The following is a 16,293-nucleotide window of genomic DNA, read 5'->3' as shown; positions in this document are numbered from 1 at the left end:
GCCCACAAAAAAGCCGTCGTGATGACGGCTGATTTGTTTACGGCATCTGCACTCACCGCCGGGTCAATAACACCCCGGATTCCATGTGATGCGTCCACGGGAACTGGTCGAACATCGCGCATTGGGTAATGCGGTGCGTGTCGTGCAACTGGGCGATGTTGGCCGCCAGGGTTTCCGGGTTGCAGGAGATGTAGAGAATGTTGTCGAAGCGCCGGGTCAGCTCGCAAGTGTCCGGGTCCATGCCGGCGCGGGGCGGGTCGACGAAGACGCTGCCGAATTCGTAGCTTTTCAGGTCGATGCCATGCAAGCGACGGAACGGGCGCACTTCGTTCAGCGCTTCGGTCAATTCTTCAGCGGACAAACGCACCAGAGTGACATTATCCACAGCGTTTTCGCTGAGATTGCTCAGCGCTGCGTTGACCGAGGTCTTGCTGATTTCAGTGGCCAGCACTTTGCGCACGCGAGTAGCGAGCGGCAGGGTGAAGTTGCCGTTGCCGCAATACAGCTCCAGTAAATCGTCCGGACGATCACCCAGTGCGTCGTAGGCCCAGTTGAGCATCTTCTGGTTTACGGTGCCGTTGGGTTGGGTGAATGCGCCTTCTGGCTGGCGATAGCTGAAGGTGCGCCCGCCAACTTCCAGTTTCTCGACCACGTAATCGTGACCGATGACTTCACGCTTACCCTTGGAGCGGCCGATGATGCTGACGTTCAGGTCGGCTGCGAGTTTCGTGGCCGCCGCGTGCCAATGCTCGTCCAGCGGACGGTGGTAGCACAGGGTGATCATCGCATCGCCGGCCAAAGTGGTCAGGAACTCCACCTGGAACAGCTTGTGGCTCAGGGGAGCACTGGCTTGCCACGCGGCCTTGAGCTGCGGCATCAGTTGATTGATGCGCAGGCTGGCGATCGGAAATTCTTCGATCAGGATCGGCGTGCGTTTGTCTTCCTGGGAAAACATCGCGTAGTGACGCTCGCCGGCTTCGCGCCACAGGCGGAATTCGGCGCGCAGGCGGAAGTTCTGCAGCGGCGAGTCGAAAACGGCCGGCTCCGGTGCATCGAACGGGGCCAGCAGGTCACGCAGGCGCGTGACCTTGTCTTCGAGCTGAACGGCGTAGTCCTGGGAATCAAAAGTCATGCGTTAAACCAACCCAGCTTGATCACGAACAGAATCGACAGGATCACCAGCGCCGGGTTCAGCTCACGGCCGCGACCAGACATCAGCTTGATGGCGGTCCAGGCAATGAAGCCGAAGGCGATGCCATTGGCGATGGAATAAGTGAACGGCATGGCCAGCGCGGTGATCACCACCGGCGCGGCGACGGTAATGTCGTCCCAGTCTATTTCGGCCAGGCCGGAAGTCATCAGCACGGCGACGAACAGCAGGGCCGGCGCGGTGGCGAAGGCTGGAACGCTGGCGGCCAGTGGCGAGAAGAACAGCGCCAGCAGGAACAGGATTGCCACCACGACGGCGGTCAGGCCGGTGCGGCCCCCGGCACTCACGCCTGCGGCGGATTCGATGTAGCTGGTGGTGGTCGAGGTGCCCAGCAGGGAACCGGCCATCGCAGCAGTACTGTCGGCGATCAGGGCACGGCCCATTTTCGGCATGTGGCCGTCCTTGCCCATCAAACCAGCACGCTTGGCCACGCCGATCAGGGTGCCGGAGTTGTCGAACAGGTCGACGAACAGGAAGGCGAAGATCACGCTGACCAGGCCGATGTCCAGTGCGCCTTTGATGTCCAGTTGCAGGAAGGTCGGGGCTAGCGACGGTGGCATCGACATCACGCCGCCGAACGGGGTGAAGCCCATCACGATGGATATGATGGTCACGACCAGAATGCCGATCAGTACCGCACCGCGCACGGCGAGGGCTTCAAGGGCGACGATCAGGGCAAAACCGAGGGTGGCGAGGATCGGCGCCGGTTGTTTCAGGTCGCCGAGGCCAACCATGGTCGCCGGGTTGCTGACCACGATGCCGGCGTTGTGCAGGGCGATCAGCGCCAGAAACAGGCCGATACCGGCGGCAATCGCCGAACGCAGCGGCAGCGGGATGCTGTTGATGATCCATTCACGGATGCGGAAGATCGAAAGCAGGAAGAAGCACACCGCCGAGATGAACACTGCCCCCAGCGCCACTTGCCAGGTGTGGCCCATGTGCAGGACCACGGTGTAGGTGAAGAAGGCGTTCAGGCCCATGCCCGGTGCGAGGGCGATCGGGTAGTTGGCGATCAGGCCCATGACCGTCGAGCCGATGGCGGCTGCCAGACAGGTGGCGACGAACACCGCACCCTTGTCCATGCCGGTCTCGCCGAGGATGCTCGGGTTGACGAACAGAATGTAGGCCATGGCCAAAAAGGTCGTGACGCCCGCCAGGATCTCGGTGCGTACGTTGGTGTTGTGTGCCTTGAGTTGAAACAGCCTTTCCAGCATGTCTGCTCCCCGTGGCGCGCCCGGCGCCGTGAATGTATCGACCTCAACAGCAAAGCACAGACCGCTGCAGGCGCCTGGGATTTTTCTGTGGGTCGGAAAAAGCCGCGCATCATACCAGCCGCACAGGGTTATGGCTGCTTATGGCGGTGATCGTCGTCGATGTTTTGCGTTTAGCCCAAACCAGCCATACTGCACGCTGGTTTTTTGGGGTGGTGTTTGCATGAAAAAGCGTCTGTTGATCTTGCTGGCCCTGGTCTTGGGGACACAAACCGTCTCGGCAGCCTCGGCACCGCCGTTGACCCAGGTAAAAGTGCTCAAGGTCGAGTCGCCTGAATGTGGTTTTGAAACCATTGATGAAGGCCAGACACAAACGCGCTGCAATCACAGCGGCCCGAACATCAGGGTCTACGTGCTGGAAGTGGGTTACGGTCGCAGCCAGCCCCATGTCGCGCTGGATGGTTTCGAGGTGAACGGAACCCGCACGCAGGTCTGCGCCTACGAAAATGGCAACCTGACTGATTGTTCCCAGCGGACCAAGGTCGTCGGCAATTTGTACATCTTCAGTCTGGCGGGCAAACAGGAAGGCACGTTCACCTTCAGCAACACCTCGATCAATGCGCCGGGCAACACGATGTCGACGCAGCTTTACATCAAGTAGCTTTTACATCAGGTAACGGCGGGCCTCGAACAAGGGTAAGGAAAGCTGACTACGCTTGAAGAACCCTCCTGTGGATTGTTCCCATGACCTTTCGAGCTTTGATTACCCTCGCCGAGGGCACTGACGACCTGCAAACAGTGACCCTTATCGATGTCCTGCGCCGCGCCAAGGTTGAAGTGGTGGTGGCCAGCATCGAAGGGCGACGCATGCTGACGTGTGCACGTGGTACACGCCTGACCTCTGACGCCATGCTGGTGGACTTGCTGGCCCAGCCCTTCGACCTGATCGTTCTGCCTGGCGGCGCTGTGGGGACTCAGCATCTGGCCGCACACCAACCCCTTCAACAATTGATCAAGGACCAGGCGGCGGCCGGTCGGCTGTTCGCCGGTATCGCCGAAGCCCCTGCCGTGGCGCTACAAGCGTTCGGCGTGTTGCGTCAGCGGCGCATGACTTGCCTGCCTTCGGCCAGCCACCAACTGTCGGGTTGTAACTTCGTCGATCAACCGGTGGTGGTCGACGGCAATTGCATCACTGCCCAGGGTTCAGGCGCTGCATTGGCATTTGCGCTGACGCTGGTTGAACAACTATGTGGCAAGGCCACGCGGGCGGCGGTGGCGGGGGAGTTGGTGGTTTAGCGGTTCATGCCTTCACTTCTTCCTTTGGCACATGCATCCGGTCGCGTTGGGCCAGGGTCGGGAACAGTTTGATCCAGGTCCCCGTCACCACCAGCGTGCCGATGCCACCCATGACCACCGCCGGCACGGTGCCGAACCAATGCGCCGTCAGGCCGGATTCGAATTCGCCCAACTGGTTTGAAGCGCCGATGAACAGGCCGTTCACGGCACTGACCCGGCCACGCATTTCGTCCGGGGTTTCCAGTTGCACGAACGAGGCACGGATCACCATGCTGATCATGTCGGCCGCACCCAAAACCACCAGCACGGCCAGCGAGAACCAGAAAGATGTCGACAGACCGAAGGCAATGGTCGCGACGCCGAATATACCCACAGCGGTGAACATCACCCGCCCGACATTGCGCTCCACGGCAAACCGCGCGAGGTACAGCGACATCAGCAACGCACCCACCGCCGGTGCCGAGCGCAACAGGCCGAGGCCCCACGGGCCGGTCAACAGAATGTCCTTGGCGAACACCGGCAACAGCGCCGTTGCACCACCTAGCAGGACGGCGAACAGGTCCAGGGAAATCGCCCCGAGAATGTCCGGCCGACTGCGAATGAAGCGAATGCCCGCCAGTAGCGAATCCAGAGTGGCCTTGCCTTTGTTCAGCGGTGTTTGCCGCGCGGGCAGGTTGAGCATCAGCGAGCAGGCGATGATGTACAGGATCACCGTCGGGCCGTAGACCCAGACACTGCCGAAGGCGTAGAGCAAACCGCCAAGGGCCGGGGCGACAATGGTTGCCGATTGCTGTGCCGATTGCGCGGCGGCCACGGCGCGGGGGAACAGCGCGCTGGGCACGATACTCGGCAGCAAGGCCTGGGTGGTCGGCATCTCGAAGGAGCGGGCAGCGCCGAGCAGGAAGGCGAGGATGAAGATCATCTCCCGAGTGACATGGTCGGTAGCGCTGCCGATGGCCAGCGAGAGGGCGATCAGCGCTTGCAGGGACTGGCAGATGGCCGCGACCTTGCGCCGGTCGTAGCGGTCGGCGACATGCCCGGTGTGCAGCATGAACAGTACGCGCGGGGCGAACTCAACCAACCCCACCAGACCCAGATCGAGCACGTTGCCGGTCAGTTGGTAGAGGTTCCAGCCAATGGCCACGGTGAGCATCTGAAAGCCGCTGGCGGTAAAAACCCGGGCCAGCCAGAACGCAAGGAAAGGACGGTGATGGCGTAACAGCAAGGGCTCTTGGCTGGGCATCTGCGGGCAAATTAGGAGGGAATGAATGACGAGATTATCACCAAGCTGTAACAGGAAGTTGCCATGACGAAAAATTTAGTTAGCTAGATACCGATTTTGACCGTGTCTCTCGGGCGACTTGCATGAGGCAACTTGTCACGCGGCAAAAGACCACGCGGTTCATCCCCAAAAATGGGACTACTCTTTCATCGTTGCTTGATCCAGATCAAAGCCCTCACAAGGAATTTGATCCGGCGGCCGCAAGGCCAGACTCCCTGCGTTGTGATGCGTAGAAAAAAAGAACAAACAGAGATTCGCCACACTCCATATCCGTGGGGGCCGTGGGTGCAGGCTTCCAGCCCGCAGCCGTACTACCTGACAGAGGAAGACTTATGTTCGGTTTAGAGGCACTTGATCTCGCCCGAATTCAGTTCGCGTTCACCATCTCGTTCCACATTCTGTTCCCTGCCATCACCATTGGCCTGGCCAGTTACCTGGCAGTCCTCGAAGGCTTGTGGCTGAAAACCCACAACGACACCTACCGTGACCTCTACCATTTCTGGTCGAAGATCTTTGCCGTCAACTTCGGCATGGGCGTGGTTTCGGGGCTGGTGATGGCCTATCAGTTCGGCACCAACTGGAGCCGTTTCTCGGACTTCGCCGGTTCCGTGACCGGGCCACTACTGACGTACGAAGTATTGACTGCGTTCTTCCTTGAGGCCGGGTTCCTCGGCGTCATGCTGTTTGGCTGGAACAAGGTCGGACGTGGCCTGCACTTCTTCGCCACGGTCATGGTTGCCATCGGCACGTTGATTTCGACCTTCTGGATTCTCGCGTCCAATAGTTGGATGCAGACCCCGCAGGGCTTTGAAATCATCAATGGCCAGGTGATCCCGACCGACTGGCTGGCGGTGATTTTCAACCCGTCGTTCCCGTATCGTCTGATGCACATGGCCACGGCGGCGTTCGTCGCGACGGCGTTCTTCGTCGGTTCCTCGGCGGCCTGGCACTTGCTGCGCGGCAAGGACAACCCGGCGATCCGCAAGATGCTGTCGATGGCGATGTGGATGGCGCTGATTGTCGCGCCGATCCAGGCGGTCATTGGTGACTTCCATGGCCTCAATACCCTAGAACATCAACCAGCGAAAATTGCCGCGATCGAGGGCCACTGGGAAAACAAAGGTGACGAAGCGACGCCGCTGATCCTGTTTGGCTGGCCGGACATGAAGGAAGAGAGGACCAAATACGCTGTCGAGATCCCGTATCTGGGCAGCCTGATCCTCACTCACTCGCTGGACAAACAAGTGCCGGCGCTCAAGGAGTTCCCGCCTGAAGACCGGCCAAATTCGACCATCGTGTTCTGGTCGTTCCGGATCATGGTCGGCCTGGGCTTCCTGATGATCTTCACCGGTTTGTGGAGCTTGTGGCTGCGCAAACGCGACAAGCTGTATACCTCGCGGCCGTTCCTGTACCTGGCGTTGTGGATGGGGCCGTCCGGCCTGATCGCGATTCTTGCGGGTTGGTTCACTACGGAAATCGGTCGTCAGCCATGGGTGGTCTACGGCCTGATGCGCACGGCGGATGCGTCCTCCAACCACAGTTTCATGCAGATGAGCATCACCTTGATCCTGTTTGTCGTGGTGTATTTCGCGCTGTTCGGCGCCGGTCTGGGCTACATGATGCGCCTGGTGCGCAAAGGGCCGAAGATCGACGAAGGCAAGGAAACCAACGACGGTGGCCCCGGCCAGAAACGCACGCCGGCGCGGCCGTTGTCCGCTGCCGACGACGACCACACCGACCACAGCCTGACCAAGGAGATTTGAATCATGGGTATTGATCTTCCGCTGATCTGGGCCGTGATCATCATCTTCGGCATCATGATGTACGTGGTCATGGATGGTTTCGATCTGGGGATCGGCATTCTCTTTCCGTTCATCCCCGGCAAAACCGACCGCGACGTGATGATGAACACCGTCGCCCCGGTCTGGGACGGCAACGAAACCTGGCTGGTACTGGGCGGTGCGGCGTTGTTCGGGGCTTTCCCGCTGGCCTATTCGGTGGTGCTCTCGGCTTTGTACCTGCCGCTGATCTTCATGTTGATCGGGCTGATTTTTCGCGGCGTGGCGTTCGAGTTCCGCTTCAAGGCCAAGGACGACAAACGTCATTTGTGGGACAAGGCGTTCATCGGTGGTTCGATTGCCGCAACGTTCTTCCAGGGCGTGGCATTAGGCGCATTCATCGATGGCTTGCCGGTGGTCAATCGGCAGTTCGCCGGAGGTTCACTGGACTGGCTGACGCCGTTCACGATGTTCTGTGGTGCGGCGCTGGTGGTGGCTTATGCGTTGCTCGGTTGCACCTGGCTGATCATGAAGACCGAGGGCAAGTTGCAGGAACAGATGCATGATCTGGCGCGGCCCTTGGCGTTCGTGTTGCTGGCGGTGATCGGTATCGTCAGCATCTGGACTCCGCTGGCCCACGCCGAAATTGCTGCGCGCTGGTTCACCTTGCCGAACCTGTTCTGGTTCCTGCCGGTGCCGATTCTGGTGCTGGTCACACTGTACGGCCTGATCCGCGCGGTGGCGCGCAATGCGCACTACACGCCGTTCCTGCTGACGCTGGTGCTGATCTTCCTCGGCTACAGCGGCTTGGGAATCAGCCTGTGGCCGAACATCGTGCCGCCGTCGATCTCGATCTGGGATGCCGCCGCACCGCCACAAAGCCAGGGCTTCATGCTGGTGGGCACGCTGTTCATCATCCCGTTCATCCTGGGCTACACCTTCTGGAGCTACTACGTTTTCCGCGGCAAGGTCACCCATGAAGACGGTTACCACTAAAAGGCGTCGCACAGAATATGTAGGAGCCGAGCTTGCTCGCGATGGCGTCGTCACAGGCGCCATCGACCTATACGAGAGGTAGAAGCAATGAACAACAAACATTCCCTGCACGACATCGAAGAAGCCGAAAAAAAGCCGCTATGGCAGCGGCTCGGCTGGCTGGCCCTGATCTGGGCCGGCAGCGTCGGTGTACTGTTTATCGCGGCCAGCCTGATGCGGATGTTCATGAACGCCGCGGGTTTGACCACTCACTGACATCCCATACCGTCGTCTTAGGACGCGGATTCATAACCCTCCGACCGGAGGGTTTTTTTCGCTTCGTTACTTGCGTGCCTTGAGAATCACGAACTTCGGTGTGGCCGCTACTTGCTCGACACCACGGAACAACCGCGCCAGTTTGCTGTGATAGCCAAGGTGACGGTTACCGACGATGTACAGCGCACCACCTACCACCAGCGCTTCCCGGGCCTGCTGGAACATCCGCCACGCCAGAAAATCGCCGACCACTTGTTGCTGGTGAAACGGTGGATTGCACAGCACCACGTCCAGCGATTGGGGTTCCTGTCCGGCCAGGCCATCACCGGCACGCACGATGACATCGCGCTCACCCAGCGCTGCGCGCCAGTTCTCGGCGGCCGATTGCACCGCCATGAACGACTCGTCCACCAGCGTGTAATGGGCCTCGGGGTTGTGCAGGGCGCTGGCGATGGCCAGCACGCCGTTGCCACAACCGAGGTCGGCAACCCGTGCAGTGCCAAGGTTCTTCGGCAGGTGCGGGAGGAACGCGCGGGTGCCGATGTCCAGGCCTTCGCGGCAGAACACGTTGGCGTGGTTGAGCAATTCGATGGCCGGTTCGTCGAGACGATAGCGCGTCGGATAGGGCGACGTGACCGGCGCTTTGGCCTCAACTGTGGCAATCAACAATCGGGCTTTCTTCACCGCCAGCGACGCCTGCACCGGGCCGATGTAACGCTCCAGCAAGTCACCGGCGGCACGCGGCAGATGTTTGATCATTGCGCCCGCAACCACTTGGGCGCCAGGACTCAATTGGCCTTGCAGGCGAATCAGTTGCTCTTCCAGCAACGCCAGGGTCTTCGGCACCCGGATCAGTACCCGGTCGAATGGGCCGGTGATCGCTTCGCTGGCTGGCACGTACGGCAGCGCATCAAACGCCTGGCCATTACGGACAAGGTTCTTTTCCAGCCCTTGAAACGCCAGGAAGGAATCGCCGCTGCTGGTCACGTTGACCTTGCCGGTCAGACTGGCGGCCAATGCGCCAAAACTGTCGTTGAGCACCAGAACCCGTGTCTCGGCCGAGGGTTGCTGTTCGGCCAGATGGTTGAGCAGGTACTCGTCCGCCGCATCGAAGGCTTGCAGCGGTTCGTTCTGCTGTTCGGGCTGGCGGATGAGGTCGAGGCTGGCGAAAGGTGTTTCGAGCAAAGGCATGGGGCAGGCTCTGGGTAATCAACGGGTATCCCGCGCCCAGGGGCTTGGCGGGCGGGGCCGTCCGAGTGAACTGCAACGTGGAAAGCTCACACGTCTTCACTCAGGCCGGACCGCGAATGGTACGTTTTTTTGTGTCGGATTACCCGCAGGTTTCGATTCAGCGCAGCGCATTGCTGGTGAGATAACCAGCCTTGACGGCGGCGATGACGGCCGAAATCTTGTTGTTGACCCCGAGTTTGCGAATGGCTTCCTGAACATGGAAGTTGATGGTGCGCGCGCTGAGATTGAGAATTCTGGCGCTTTCATAGGCAGTCTTGCCGTCCGCCGCCAGTTTCAGCACGTCGATTTCCCGTGGCGTTAAATGCGGTGTAGACGGATCTACAGGTACCTTGGGCATTGTCTGGGCAATCAATTTATGCAGGTGACGCCCAATAAACACAGAGAAACCGAGGTTTTCATACAGCTCCCACGCACTGACTGGGCAATGGGTTCTGGCGAGGCTCAAAATGCTGCACAGACCACTTTCCTCGTCATGGACGGCTTGTGACCACCCATGCTGCAACCCCTGTTGTTCCAGTGCATCCCATAACCATGGTGTGTTGCTGAAGAGATCTTCACTCCATAAAACTGGCAGCATGGATTGATTGCAATGCGCCACTACTGGATCTATTGCGCAAAACTTGTTTTTTTCGTATTCGGCGTTCCAGTCTTTTGGGTAATTGTTGAAACGTACTGTGTGAAAATGCTCATTTTTTGTTGGGCAACTTGTTGAAAATGCAAAAAATTTGAATCCGATATTTTTCGCAAAACTCAGAGAGATGCGGTAGGCACTCTCAATTTCCGTTGTAGTGGATAGTTGTATGAGTTGTAGTTCCTTCCACCTTTCCATCATCGGCTCCGTCGTAAGTTTCTAACGTAATAGGCGCACTTGGATCCAAGGCTGGCGCGAATTGGAGTGTAGGATGATTCTGATATTCCGTTGAGATTTTTTTGCTTTGCTGAAGTGTTTTTAAACAGGTCTATGGTTCTAAAACTTTGCCATAAGGTAATAGTCAATTTGTATGTCGATATTAATGTCATTCTTTTTTGGAAGTTAACCAAGCGGTTAATTGGTTGTGGAATACAAATGAGAACAAGAGCACCTGCTTAATGACACTACAAATCACCGGTGTTTCTGCTGCTCGCTTTGCGAGACACTGAGGCCATCTGTTGAATGGAGCGCCCCATGAGTGCCAGTGAAGAGAAATTTACTCGCCAGACCTTGCTCGAAGTCCAGCCGTTGACCCCGAACCTGTTCACTCTGCGGGCGTCGAGGGATCCCGGTTTTCGCTTTCGCGCAGGTCAATTTGCGCGGCTGGGCGTGACAAAAGCTGACGGCAGTACGGTTTGGCGCGCCTATTCCATGGTGTCGTCACCCTTTGACGAGTTTCTCGAGTTCTTTTCCATTGTGGTTCCTGGGGGCGAGTTCACCAGCGAACTGAGTCGGCTGGGTGTCGGCGATACGCTTCTGGTCGACCGCCAGGCCTTTGGTTACCTGACGCTGGACCGTTTTGTCGACGGACGCGATCTGTGGCTGCTATCCACTGGCACCGGCATTGCGCCGTTTCTGTCGATCCTTCAGGACTTCGAAGTGTGGGAGAAATTCGAACGGATTATCCTGGTCTACAGCGTGCGCGAATCGCGGGAGCTGGCGTATCAGGAACTGATTGCAGGGTTGGCGCAGCGTGAATATCTGGCGGAATACGCACACAAGCTGCAATTGATCAACACGGTGACGCGCGAGCAGCATCCCGGCGCCCTGAACGGGCGGATCACCACGCTGATCGAAAACGGCGAGCTGGAGCGCGCGGCCGGTGTGGCGCTGACGCCTGAGCATTCGCGGGTGATGTTGTGCGGAAACCCTCAGATGATCGATGACACGCGCAAGCTGCTCAAGCAGCGCGATATGCATTTGAGCCTCAGCCGGCGACCCGGGCAGGTGGCAGTGGAGAATTTCTGGTAAAAAAACGGCGCCCTGCAGGCGCCGTTCTTTTATCGCTGAAACGCTCAAGGCCGATTGTTCTGGGCCTTCAGCAAATCACGAATCTCACCGAGCAATTCTTCTTCCTTGGTCGGAACCGGCGGCAGGGTCGGGGCCACGGCTTCTTCGCGCTTCAGGCGGTTGATGGCCTTGACGCCCATGAAGATCGCGAAGGCAACGATGACGAAGTCGATCAGGGTCTGGATGAATTTACCGTACGCCAGGACCACCGCCGGAACGTCGCCTTGAGCTGCCTTGAGCGTAATGGCCAGGTCGCTGAAGTCCACCCCGCCGATCAGCAGCCCGATAGGGGGCATGATCAAATCGCCGACAAAAGACGAAACGATCTTGCCGAAAGCGGCGCCGATGATGATACCGACGGCCATGTCGATCACATTGCCTTTGACCGCGAAGGCCTTGAACTCGTTTAGCACGCCCATAGGTTATTTCCTTGTTACAGATGAGGTTGGTGAACGCAGTGTAAATCAGCAAGGTGCATCCTGCCCGAAACAACTGCTTACGTTGCTTGCCTGCAATCGACCGGATCAGCGCTGAAAAGTTTAGACCGCGCCCTCGCTTCCACGCGGTGTAACCGCGCTGGAATCGCCGTTTCGATAACCTTTGAACGAAAACGACATGTCCCTGGTACTCGCCTGAATGGATGATGACAAATGGGCATACTCGGGTTTACTGGGCTCTGATATGGCGGATTCAGTTTCGGTTTGAAAATTCGAATCGCGTCTTTTGTTGGATGGACTAGTTGAGTGCTCGGGTAAGTGGTCTGATGGCATTTCTATGGCAATGAGTATCTTGTACGGTGTGACTTTTTGCTTTCAGTTCTTGTACAACTTTTTATTCGGATTTATTGGGGTTCAAAAGTGAGGATGGCGGAAAAAACTTGGACAAAATTAATTGATTTACATGTGGCTAGTATATTAGAAGCAATTTGAAATATAAGCTCTTGGCAAGCTATGAAGTGCCAATGCCCTTTTATGATCTTTAAATTTTTAGTTGCTCCAGGACACCCAACCGGACAACCGTGACGTACCGATCCGCCTCAGCTGAGCTATCATCGCGATTTTTGCCGGGGAGTTCAGATGGCCAAGGCCAAGCGCATGTACGGCTGCACCGAGTGTGGCTCAACCTTCCCGAAGTGGGCCGGCCAGTGCGGCGAATGCGGCGCCTGGAACACGCTGACTGAGACCATGGTGGAAAGCGGCGGGGCGGCGGCGCCCAGCGGGCGTACCGGTTGGACGGGCCAGCAGGCGCAGATCAAGACTCTGGCCGAAGTCAGTGTCGAAGAGATCCCGCGCTTCTCCACGGCCTCCAGTGAGCTGGATCGGGTTCTGGGCGGTGGCCTTGTCGACGGTTCGGTAGTGCTGATCGGCGGTGATCCGGGCATCGGCAAATCGACCATTCTGTTGCAAACCCTGTGCAACCTCGCCAAAAGCATGCCGGCGCTGTACGTCACCGGTGAAGAATCCCAGCAACAAGTGGCCATGCGTGCCCGCCGCTTGGGCTTGCCGCAGGATCAGCTGCGGGTCATGACCGAAACCTGCATCGAAACCATCATCGCCACGGCCCGGCAGGAAAAGCCCAAGGTCATGGTGATCGACTCGATCCAGACGATTTTCACCGAGCAGTTGCAGTCGGCGCCGGGTGGCGTGTCTCAGGTGCGGGAAAGCGCGGCATTGCTGGTGCGCTATGCCAAGCAGAGCGGCACGGCGATTTTCCTGGTCGGTCACGTTACCAAAGAAGGCGCGCTGGCCGGTCCACGCGTGCTGGAGCACATGGTCGATACAGTTCTGTATTTCGAAGGCGAGTCCGATGGCCGTCTGCGTTTGCTGCGTGCGGTGAAAAATCGTTTCGGTGCAGTCAACGAATTGGGCGTGTTCGGCATGACCGACAAGGGCCTGAAAGAAGTCTCCAACCCGTCGGCGATTTTTCTCACCCGTGCGCAGGAAGAAGTCCCGGGCAGTGTGGTCATGGCGACGTGGGAAGGCACCCGGCCGATGCTGGTGGAAGTCCAGGCGCTGGTGGATGACAGCCATCTCGCCAACCCGCGGCGGGTGACGCTGGGGCTGGATCAGAATCGTCTGGCGATGTTGCTGGCGGTCCTGCACCGTCATGGCGGAATTCCGACCCACGATCAGGACGTGTTCCTCAACGTGGTCGGCGGCGTGAAGGTACTGGAAACGGCTTCCGACCTGGCGTTGATGGCGGCGGTGATGTCCAGTTTGCGCAACCGGCCGTTGCCCCACGATTTGCTGGTGTTTGGTGAAGTCGGTTTGTCCGGCGAAGTGCGCCCGGTGCCAAGCGGTCAGGAGCGATTGAAAGAAGCCGCCAAGCACGGCTTCAAGCGGGCCATCGTGCCCAAAGGCAATGCGCCGAAGGAATCGCCGCCGGGGTTGCAGATCATTGCGGTGACGCGTCTGGAGCAGGCGCTCGACGCACTCTTCGAGTAAGCGACTGAATTGTAGGAGCTGCCGAAGGCTGCGATCTTTTGATCTTCAGTGATACGGCTGACGCAAAAAACCAAAAGATCGCAGCCTTCGGCAGCTCCTACATAGCGTGTTCAAACCTCGATCAGCGCACCCAGCTCCCGCTCCAGCTCTGCTTGGTCTCCGAGGTTCAGCTCAATCAACCGCCGCAGACGCTCAATAGACTCCAGGCTGATATGCCTGCACACAAAGCCCAATTGCCCATGGTCTTCATGGGTCAACTGCACATCCATCTTGATATCGACATCTTCGCCCAGATGAATGTCGACAAAAAAGTCCTGCTTGCCATCACCCAGCCAAGGCTCGGGGCGCTCGATCAATAGCCCTTTGAGCGACAGGTCGATCAGCTTCACTGGCCAGATGAATTCCCCTTGGCTCAGCTCGGTTCTGGCATCGAACGCAATACGTTTGAAGCGGCGGCGATCGGCTGGGTGCTCGCTCATGGCGCAATCCTCTGGATGTTCGCTGACTATAGACCGGCATTGTCAAAACCTGCCAGCCAGGACAAGGCTCTAGACCAACGTTGGGGTATGGCCTTTACCGTCAGGAGAGCTAAACTCGGTGTGGCTGTCTTTCTTGTCCACTCTGGCTGGAATAATAAAATGAAAAATAATAATAGCCCGCTACGCCATCTACCCTGGCTGGTGCTGGCAATCATAGGGGCGTGCGCCCTGGGTGTAGTGGCACTGCGCCGAGGTGAGGCAATCAATGCCTTATGGATTGTGGTCGCAGCCGTGGCCATTTATCTGGTTGCGTACCGTTACTACAGTCTGTTCATCGCTAACAATGTGATGCAGCTTGACCCGCGACGGGCCACCCCCGCCGTACTCAACAACGATGGTCTGGACTACGTGCCGACCAACAAACACATCCTCTTCGGTCACCACTTCGCGGCCATCGCCGGCGCGGGGCCTCTGGTCGGTCCGGTGCTGGCGGCGCAGATGGGGTATCTGCCCGGCACGCTCTGGCTGATCGCCGGTGTGGTGCTGGCGGGTGCCGTTCAGGATTTCATGGTCCTGTTCATGTCCACCCGCCGCAACGGTCGTTCCCTGGGTGACATGGTTCGCGAAGAAATGGGCCGCATCCCCGGCACCATCGCGCTGTTCGGCTGCTTCCTGATCATGATCATCATCCTCGCGGTGCTGGCGTTGATCGTCGTGAAAGCGTTGGCCGAGAGCCCGTGGGGCATCTTCACCGTGATGGCGACCATCCCGATCGCGATGTTCATGGGCATCTACATGCGCTACATCCGCCCGGGCCGCATCGGTGAGATCTCGGTGATCGGCGTGCTGCTGCTGCTCGGTTCGATCTGGCTCGGTGGGCAGATTGCTGCTGATCCGGTGTGGGCCAAGGCGTTCAGCTTCACCGGTATCCAGATCACCTGGATGCTGATCGGTTACGGTTTCGTCGCGGCGGTACTGCCGGTGTGGCTGATCCTGGCGCCGCGTGACTACCTGTCGACCTTCCTGAAAATCGGCACCATCGTTGCCCTGGCGATCGGTATTCTGATCACCATGCCCGAGCTGAAAATGCCAGCACTGACTCAGTTCATCGACGGCACCGGTCCGGTGTGGAAGGGCGGTTTGTTCCCGTTCCTGTTCATCACCATTGCCTGTGGCGCGGTATCGGGTTTCCATGCGCTGATTTCCTCCGGCACCACGCCGAAGTTGCTGGATAACGAGGTCAACGCCCGTTACATCGGCTACGGCGGCATGCTGATGGAGTCCTTCGTGGCAATCATGGCCATGGTCGCCGCTTCGGTGATCGAGCCTGGCGTGTACTTCGCCATGAACAGTCCGGCTGCAGTAGTCGGCGGTGACGTGGTGGCGGTGGCTACAGCGGTCAGCAGCTGGGGTTTTGCGATTACCCCGGAAGCGCTGCAAGCGGTTGCCCATGACATCGGTGAAACCACCATCCTGGCCCGTGCCGGCGGTGCGCCGACCCTCGCGGTCGGTATCGCGCAGATCCTGCACAGTGTGCTGCCGGGTGAAAACACCATGGCGTTCTGGTACCACTTCGCGATTCTGTTCGAAGCGCTGTTTATCCTGACTGCTGTGGACGCCGGTACCCGTGCCGGTCGTTTCATGCTGCAAGACCTGTTGGGGTCTTTCGTTCCGGCGCTGAAACGCACCGAATCCTGGACCGCCAACCTGATCGCCACCGCCGGTTGTGTGGCGATGTGGGGCTGGTTGCTGTATCAGGGCGTGATCGATCCGCTGGGTGGCATCAACACCTTGTGGCCGCTGTTCGGTATCTCCAACCAGATGCTGGCCGGTATCGCACTGATGCTCGGCACTGTCGTGCTGATCAAAATGAAACGTCAACGCTACATCTGGGTGACCTTGTTGCCTGCCGTGTGGCTGTTGATCTGCACCACCACTGCCGGTTTCATCAAGCTGTTCGACGCCAACCCGGCGATCGGCTTCCTGTCGCTGGCGAAAAAATACAGCGATGCACTGGCCAACGGCCAGATCCTCGCCCCGGCCAAGGACATCACGCAGATGCAGCACGTGATCTTCAACGCCTACACCAACGCAACGCTGACTGCTTTGT

At 58.6% G+C, this 16,293-nt stretch carries 15 protein-coding genes; 8 read left to right on the top strand and 7 right to left on the bottom strand.

Annotation, left to right across the window (positions count from 1 at the left end; genetic code table 11):
• Positions 1-52: 52 nt before the first annotated feature.
• Together trmA and ACW9JC_RS06045 are read right to left on the bottom strand one after the other, a co-directional pair.
• Positions 53-1,132 carry a tRNA (uridine(54)-C5)-methyltransferase TrmA gene (gene trmA, locus ACW9JC_RS06050; protein ID WP_457454162.1) on the bottom strand — a complete coding sequence of 360 codons (1,080 nt, stop codon included), beginning with the start codon at positions 1,130-1,132 and terminating at the stop codon, positions 53-55.
• On the bottom strand, positions 1,129-2,424 hold the full coding sequence (locus ACW9JC_RS06045) for an NCS2 family permease (RefSeq protein WP_338583209.1): 1,296 nt from the start codon (positions 2,422-2,424) through the stop codon (positions 1,129-1,131). The genes trmA and ACW9JC_RS06045 overlap by 4 nt, the downstream gene beginning before the upstream one ends.
• A 220-nt stretch (positions 2,425-2,644) precedes the next feature.
• Between ACW9JC_RS06045 and ACW9JC_RS06040 the strand changes: the two genes are divergently transcribed.
• Positions 2,645-3,082 carry a DUF4879 domain-containing protein gene (locus ACW9JC_RS06040; RefSeq protein WP_457454160.1) on the top strand — a complete coding sequence of 146 codons (438 nt, stop codon included), beginning with the start codon at positions 2,645-2,647 and terminating at the stop codon, positions 3,080-3,082.
• 83 nt (positions 3,083-3,165) lie between these two features.
• A complete protein-coding gene (locus ACW9JC_RS06035) occupies positions 3,166-3,717 on the top strand; it encodes a DJ-1 family glyoxalase III (RefSeq protein ID WP_338583205.1) in 552 nt (183 codons plus the stop codon).
• A gap of 4 nt (positions 3,718-3,721) precedes the next feature.
• Here ACW9JC_RS06035 and ACW9JC_RS06030 read toward each other — a convergent pair whose 3' ends face one another.
• Positions 3,722-4,960, bottom strand: coding sequence for an MFS transporter (locus ACW9JC_RS06030; RefSeq protein ID WP_416129052.1), 1,239 nt, complete (start codon positions 4,958-4,960; stop codon positions 3,722-3,724).
• Positions 4,961-5,331: 371 nt separating this feature from the next.
• Here ACW9JC_RS06030 and ACW9JC_RS06025 point away from each other — a divergent pair, with 371 nt between their 5' ends.
• From ACW9JC_RS06025 to ACW9JC_RS06015, 3 genes are all read left to right on the top strand, one after another.
• Positions 5,332-6,762 (top strand): cytochrome ubiquinol oxidase subunit I, encoded by a 1,431-nt coding sequence (locus ACW9JC_RS06025; RefSeq protein ID WP_448109387.1) that lies wholly within the window; start codon positions 5,332-5,334, stop codon positions 6,760-6,762.
• Between the two features lie 3 nt (positions 6,763-6,765).
• Positions 6,766-7,773: a cytochrome d ubiquinol oxidase subunit II gene (cydB, locus tag ACW9JC_RS06020; protein WP_457454157.1), complete on the top strand. Its 1,008-nt coding sequence runs from the start codon at positions 6,766-6,768 to the stop codon at positions 7,771-7,773.
• 87 nt (positions 7,774-7,860) lie between these two features.
• Positions 7,861-8,028, top strand: coding sequence for a DUF2474 domain-containing protein (locus tag ACW9JC_RS06015; protein ID WP_338583199.1), 168 nt, complete (start codon positions 7,861-7,863; stop codon positions 8,026-8,028).
• A gap of 66 nt (positions 8,029-8,094) precedes the next feature.
• Here the strand turns inward: ACW9JC_RS06015 and ACW9JC_RS06010 are convergent, their stop codons facing one another.
• Entirely contained in the window at positions 8,095-9,219 is a 1,125-nt protein-coding gene (locus ACW9JC_RS06010) for a methyltransferase (protein WP_457454155.1), read from the bottom strand.
• Between the two features lie 157 nt (positions 9,220-9,376).
• Positions 9,377-10,108: a helix-turn-helix transcriptional regulator gene (locus tag ACW9JC_RS06005; RefSeq protein WP_457454154.1), complete on the bottom strand. Its 732-nt coding sequence runs from the start codon at positions 10,106-10,108 to the stop codon at positions 9,377-9,379.
• Positions 10,109-10,444: 336 nt separating this feature from the next.
• Here ACW9JC_RS06005 and ACW9JC_RS06000 point away from each other — a divergent pair, with 336 nt between their 5' ends.
• On the top strand, positions 10,445-11,221 hold the full coding sequence (locus ACW9JC_RS06000; protein ID WP_448109384.1) for a ferredoxin--NADP reductase: 777 nt from the start codon (positions 10,445-10,447) through the stop codon (positions 11,219-11,221).
• Between the two features lie 44 nt (positions 11,222-11,265).
• On the opposite strand, the gene mscL is transcribed toward ACW9JC_RS06000, so the two are convergent.
• Positions 11,266-11,679 (bottom strand): large-conductance mechanosensitive channel protein MscL, encoded by a 414-nt coding sequence (mscL, locus tag ACW9JC_RS05995; protein ID WP_338583191.1) that lies wholly within the window; start codon positions 11,677-11,679, stop codon positions 11,266-11,268.
• A gap of 657 nt (positions 11,680-12,336) precedes the next feature.
• Between mscL and radA the strand changes: the two genes are divergently transcribed.
• Complete coding sequence (gene radA / locus ACW9JC_RS05990) at positions 12,337-13,704, top strand: DNA repair protein RadA (protein WP_338583190.1); 1,368 nt, start codon at positions 12,337-12,339, stop codon at positions 13,702-13,704.
• Positions 13,705-13,814: 110 nt separating this feature from the next.
• On the opposite strand, the gene ACW9JC_RS05985 is transcribed toward radA, so the two are convergent.
• Complete coding sequence (locus tag ACW9JC_RS05985; RefSeq protein WP_457454153.1) at positions 13,815-14,183, bottom strand: PilZ domain-containing protein; 369 nt, start codon at positions 14,181-14,183, stop codon at positions 13,815-13,817.
• Between the two features lie 159 nt (positions 14,184-14,342).
• Here ACW9JC_RS05985 and ACW9JC_RS05980 point away from each other — a divergent pair.
• Positions 14,343-16,293: carbon starvation CstA family protein (locus ACW9JC_RS05980; protein WP_457454152.1), on the top strand; the 1,951-nt coding region annotated here is incomplete at its 3' end.

Source organism: Pseudomonas sp. SDO5591_S426 (assembly GCF_054070755.1).
Note: the sequence above shows the minus strand (reverse complement) of the source record. Positions and strands in the feature narration are given on the sequence as shown.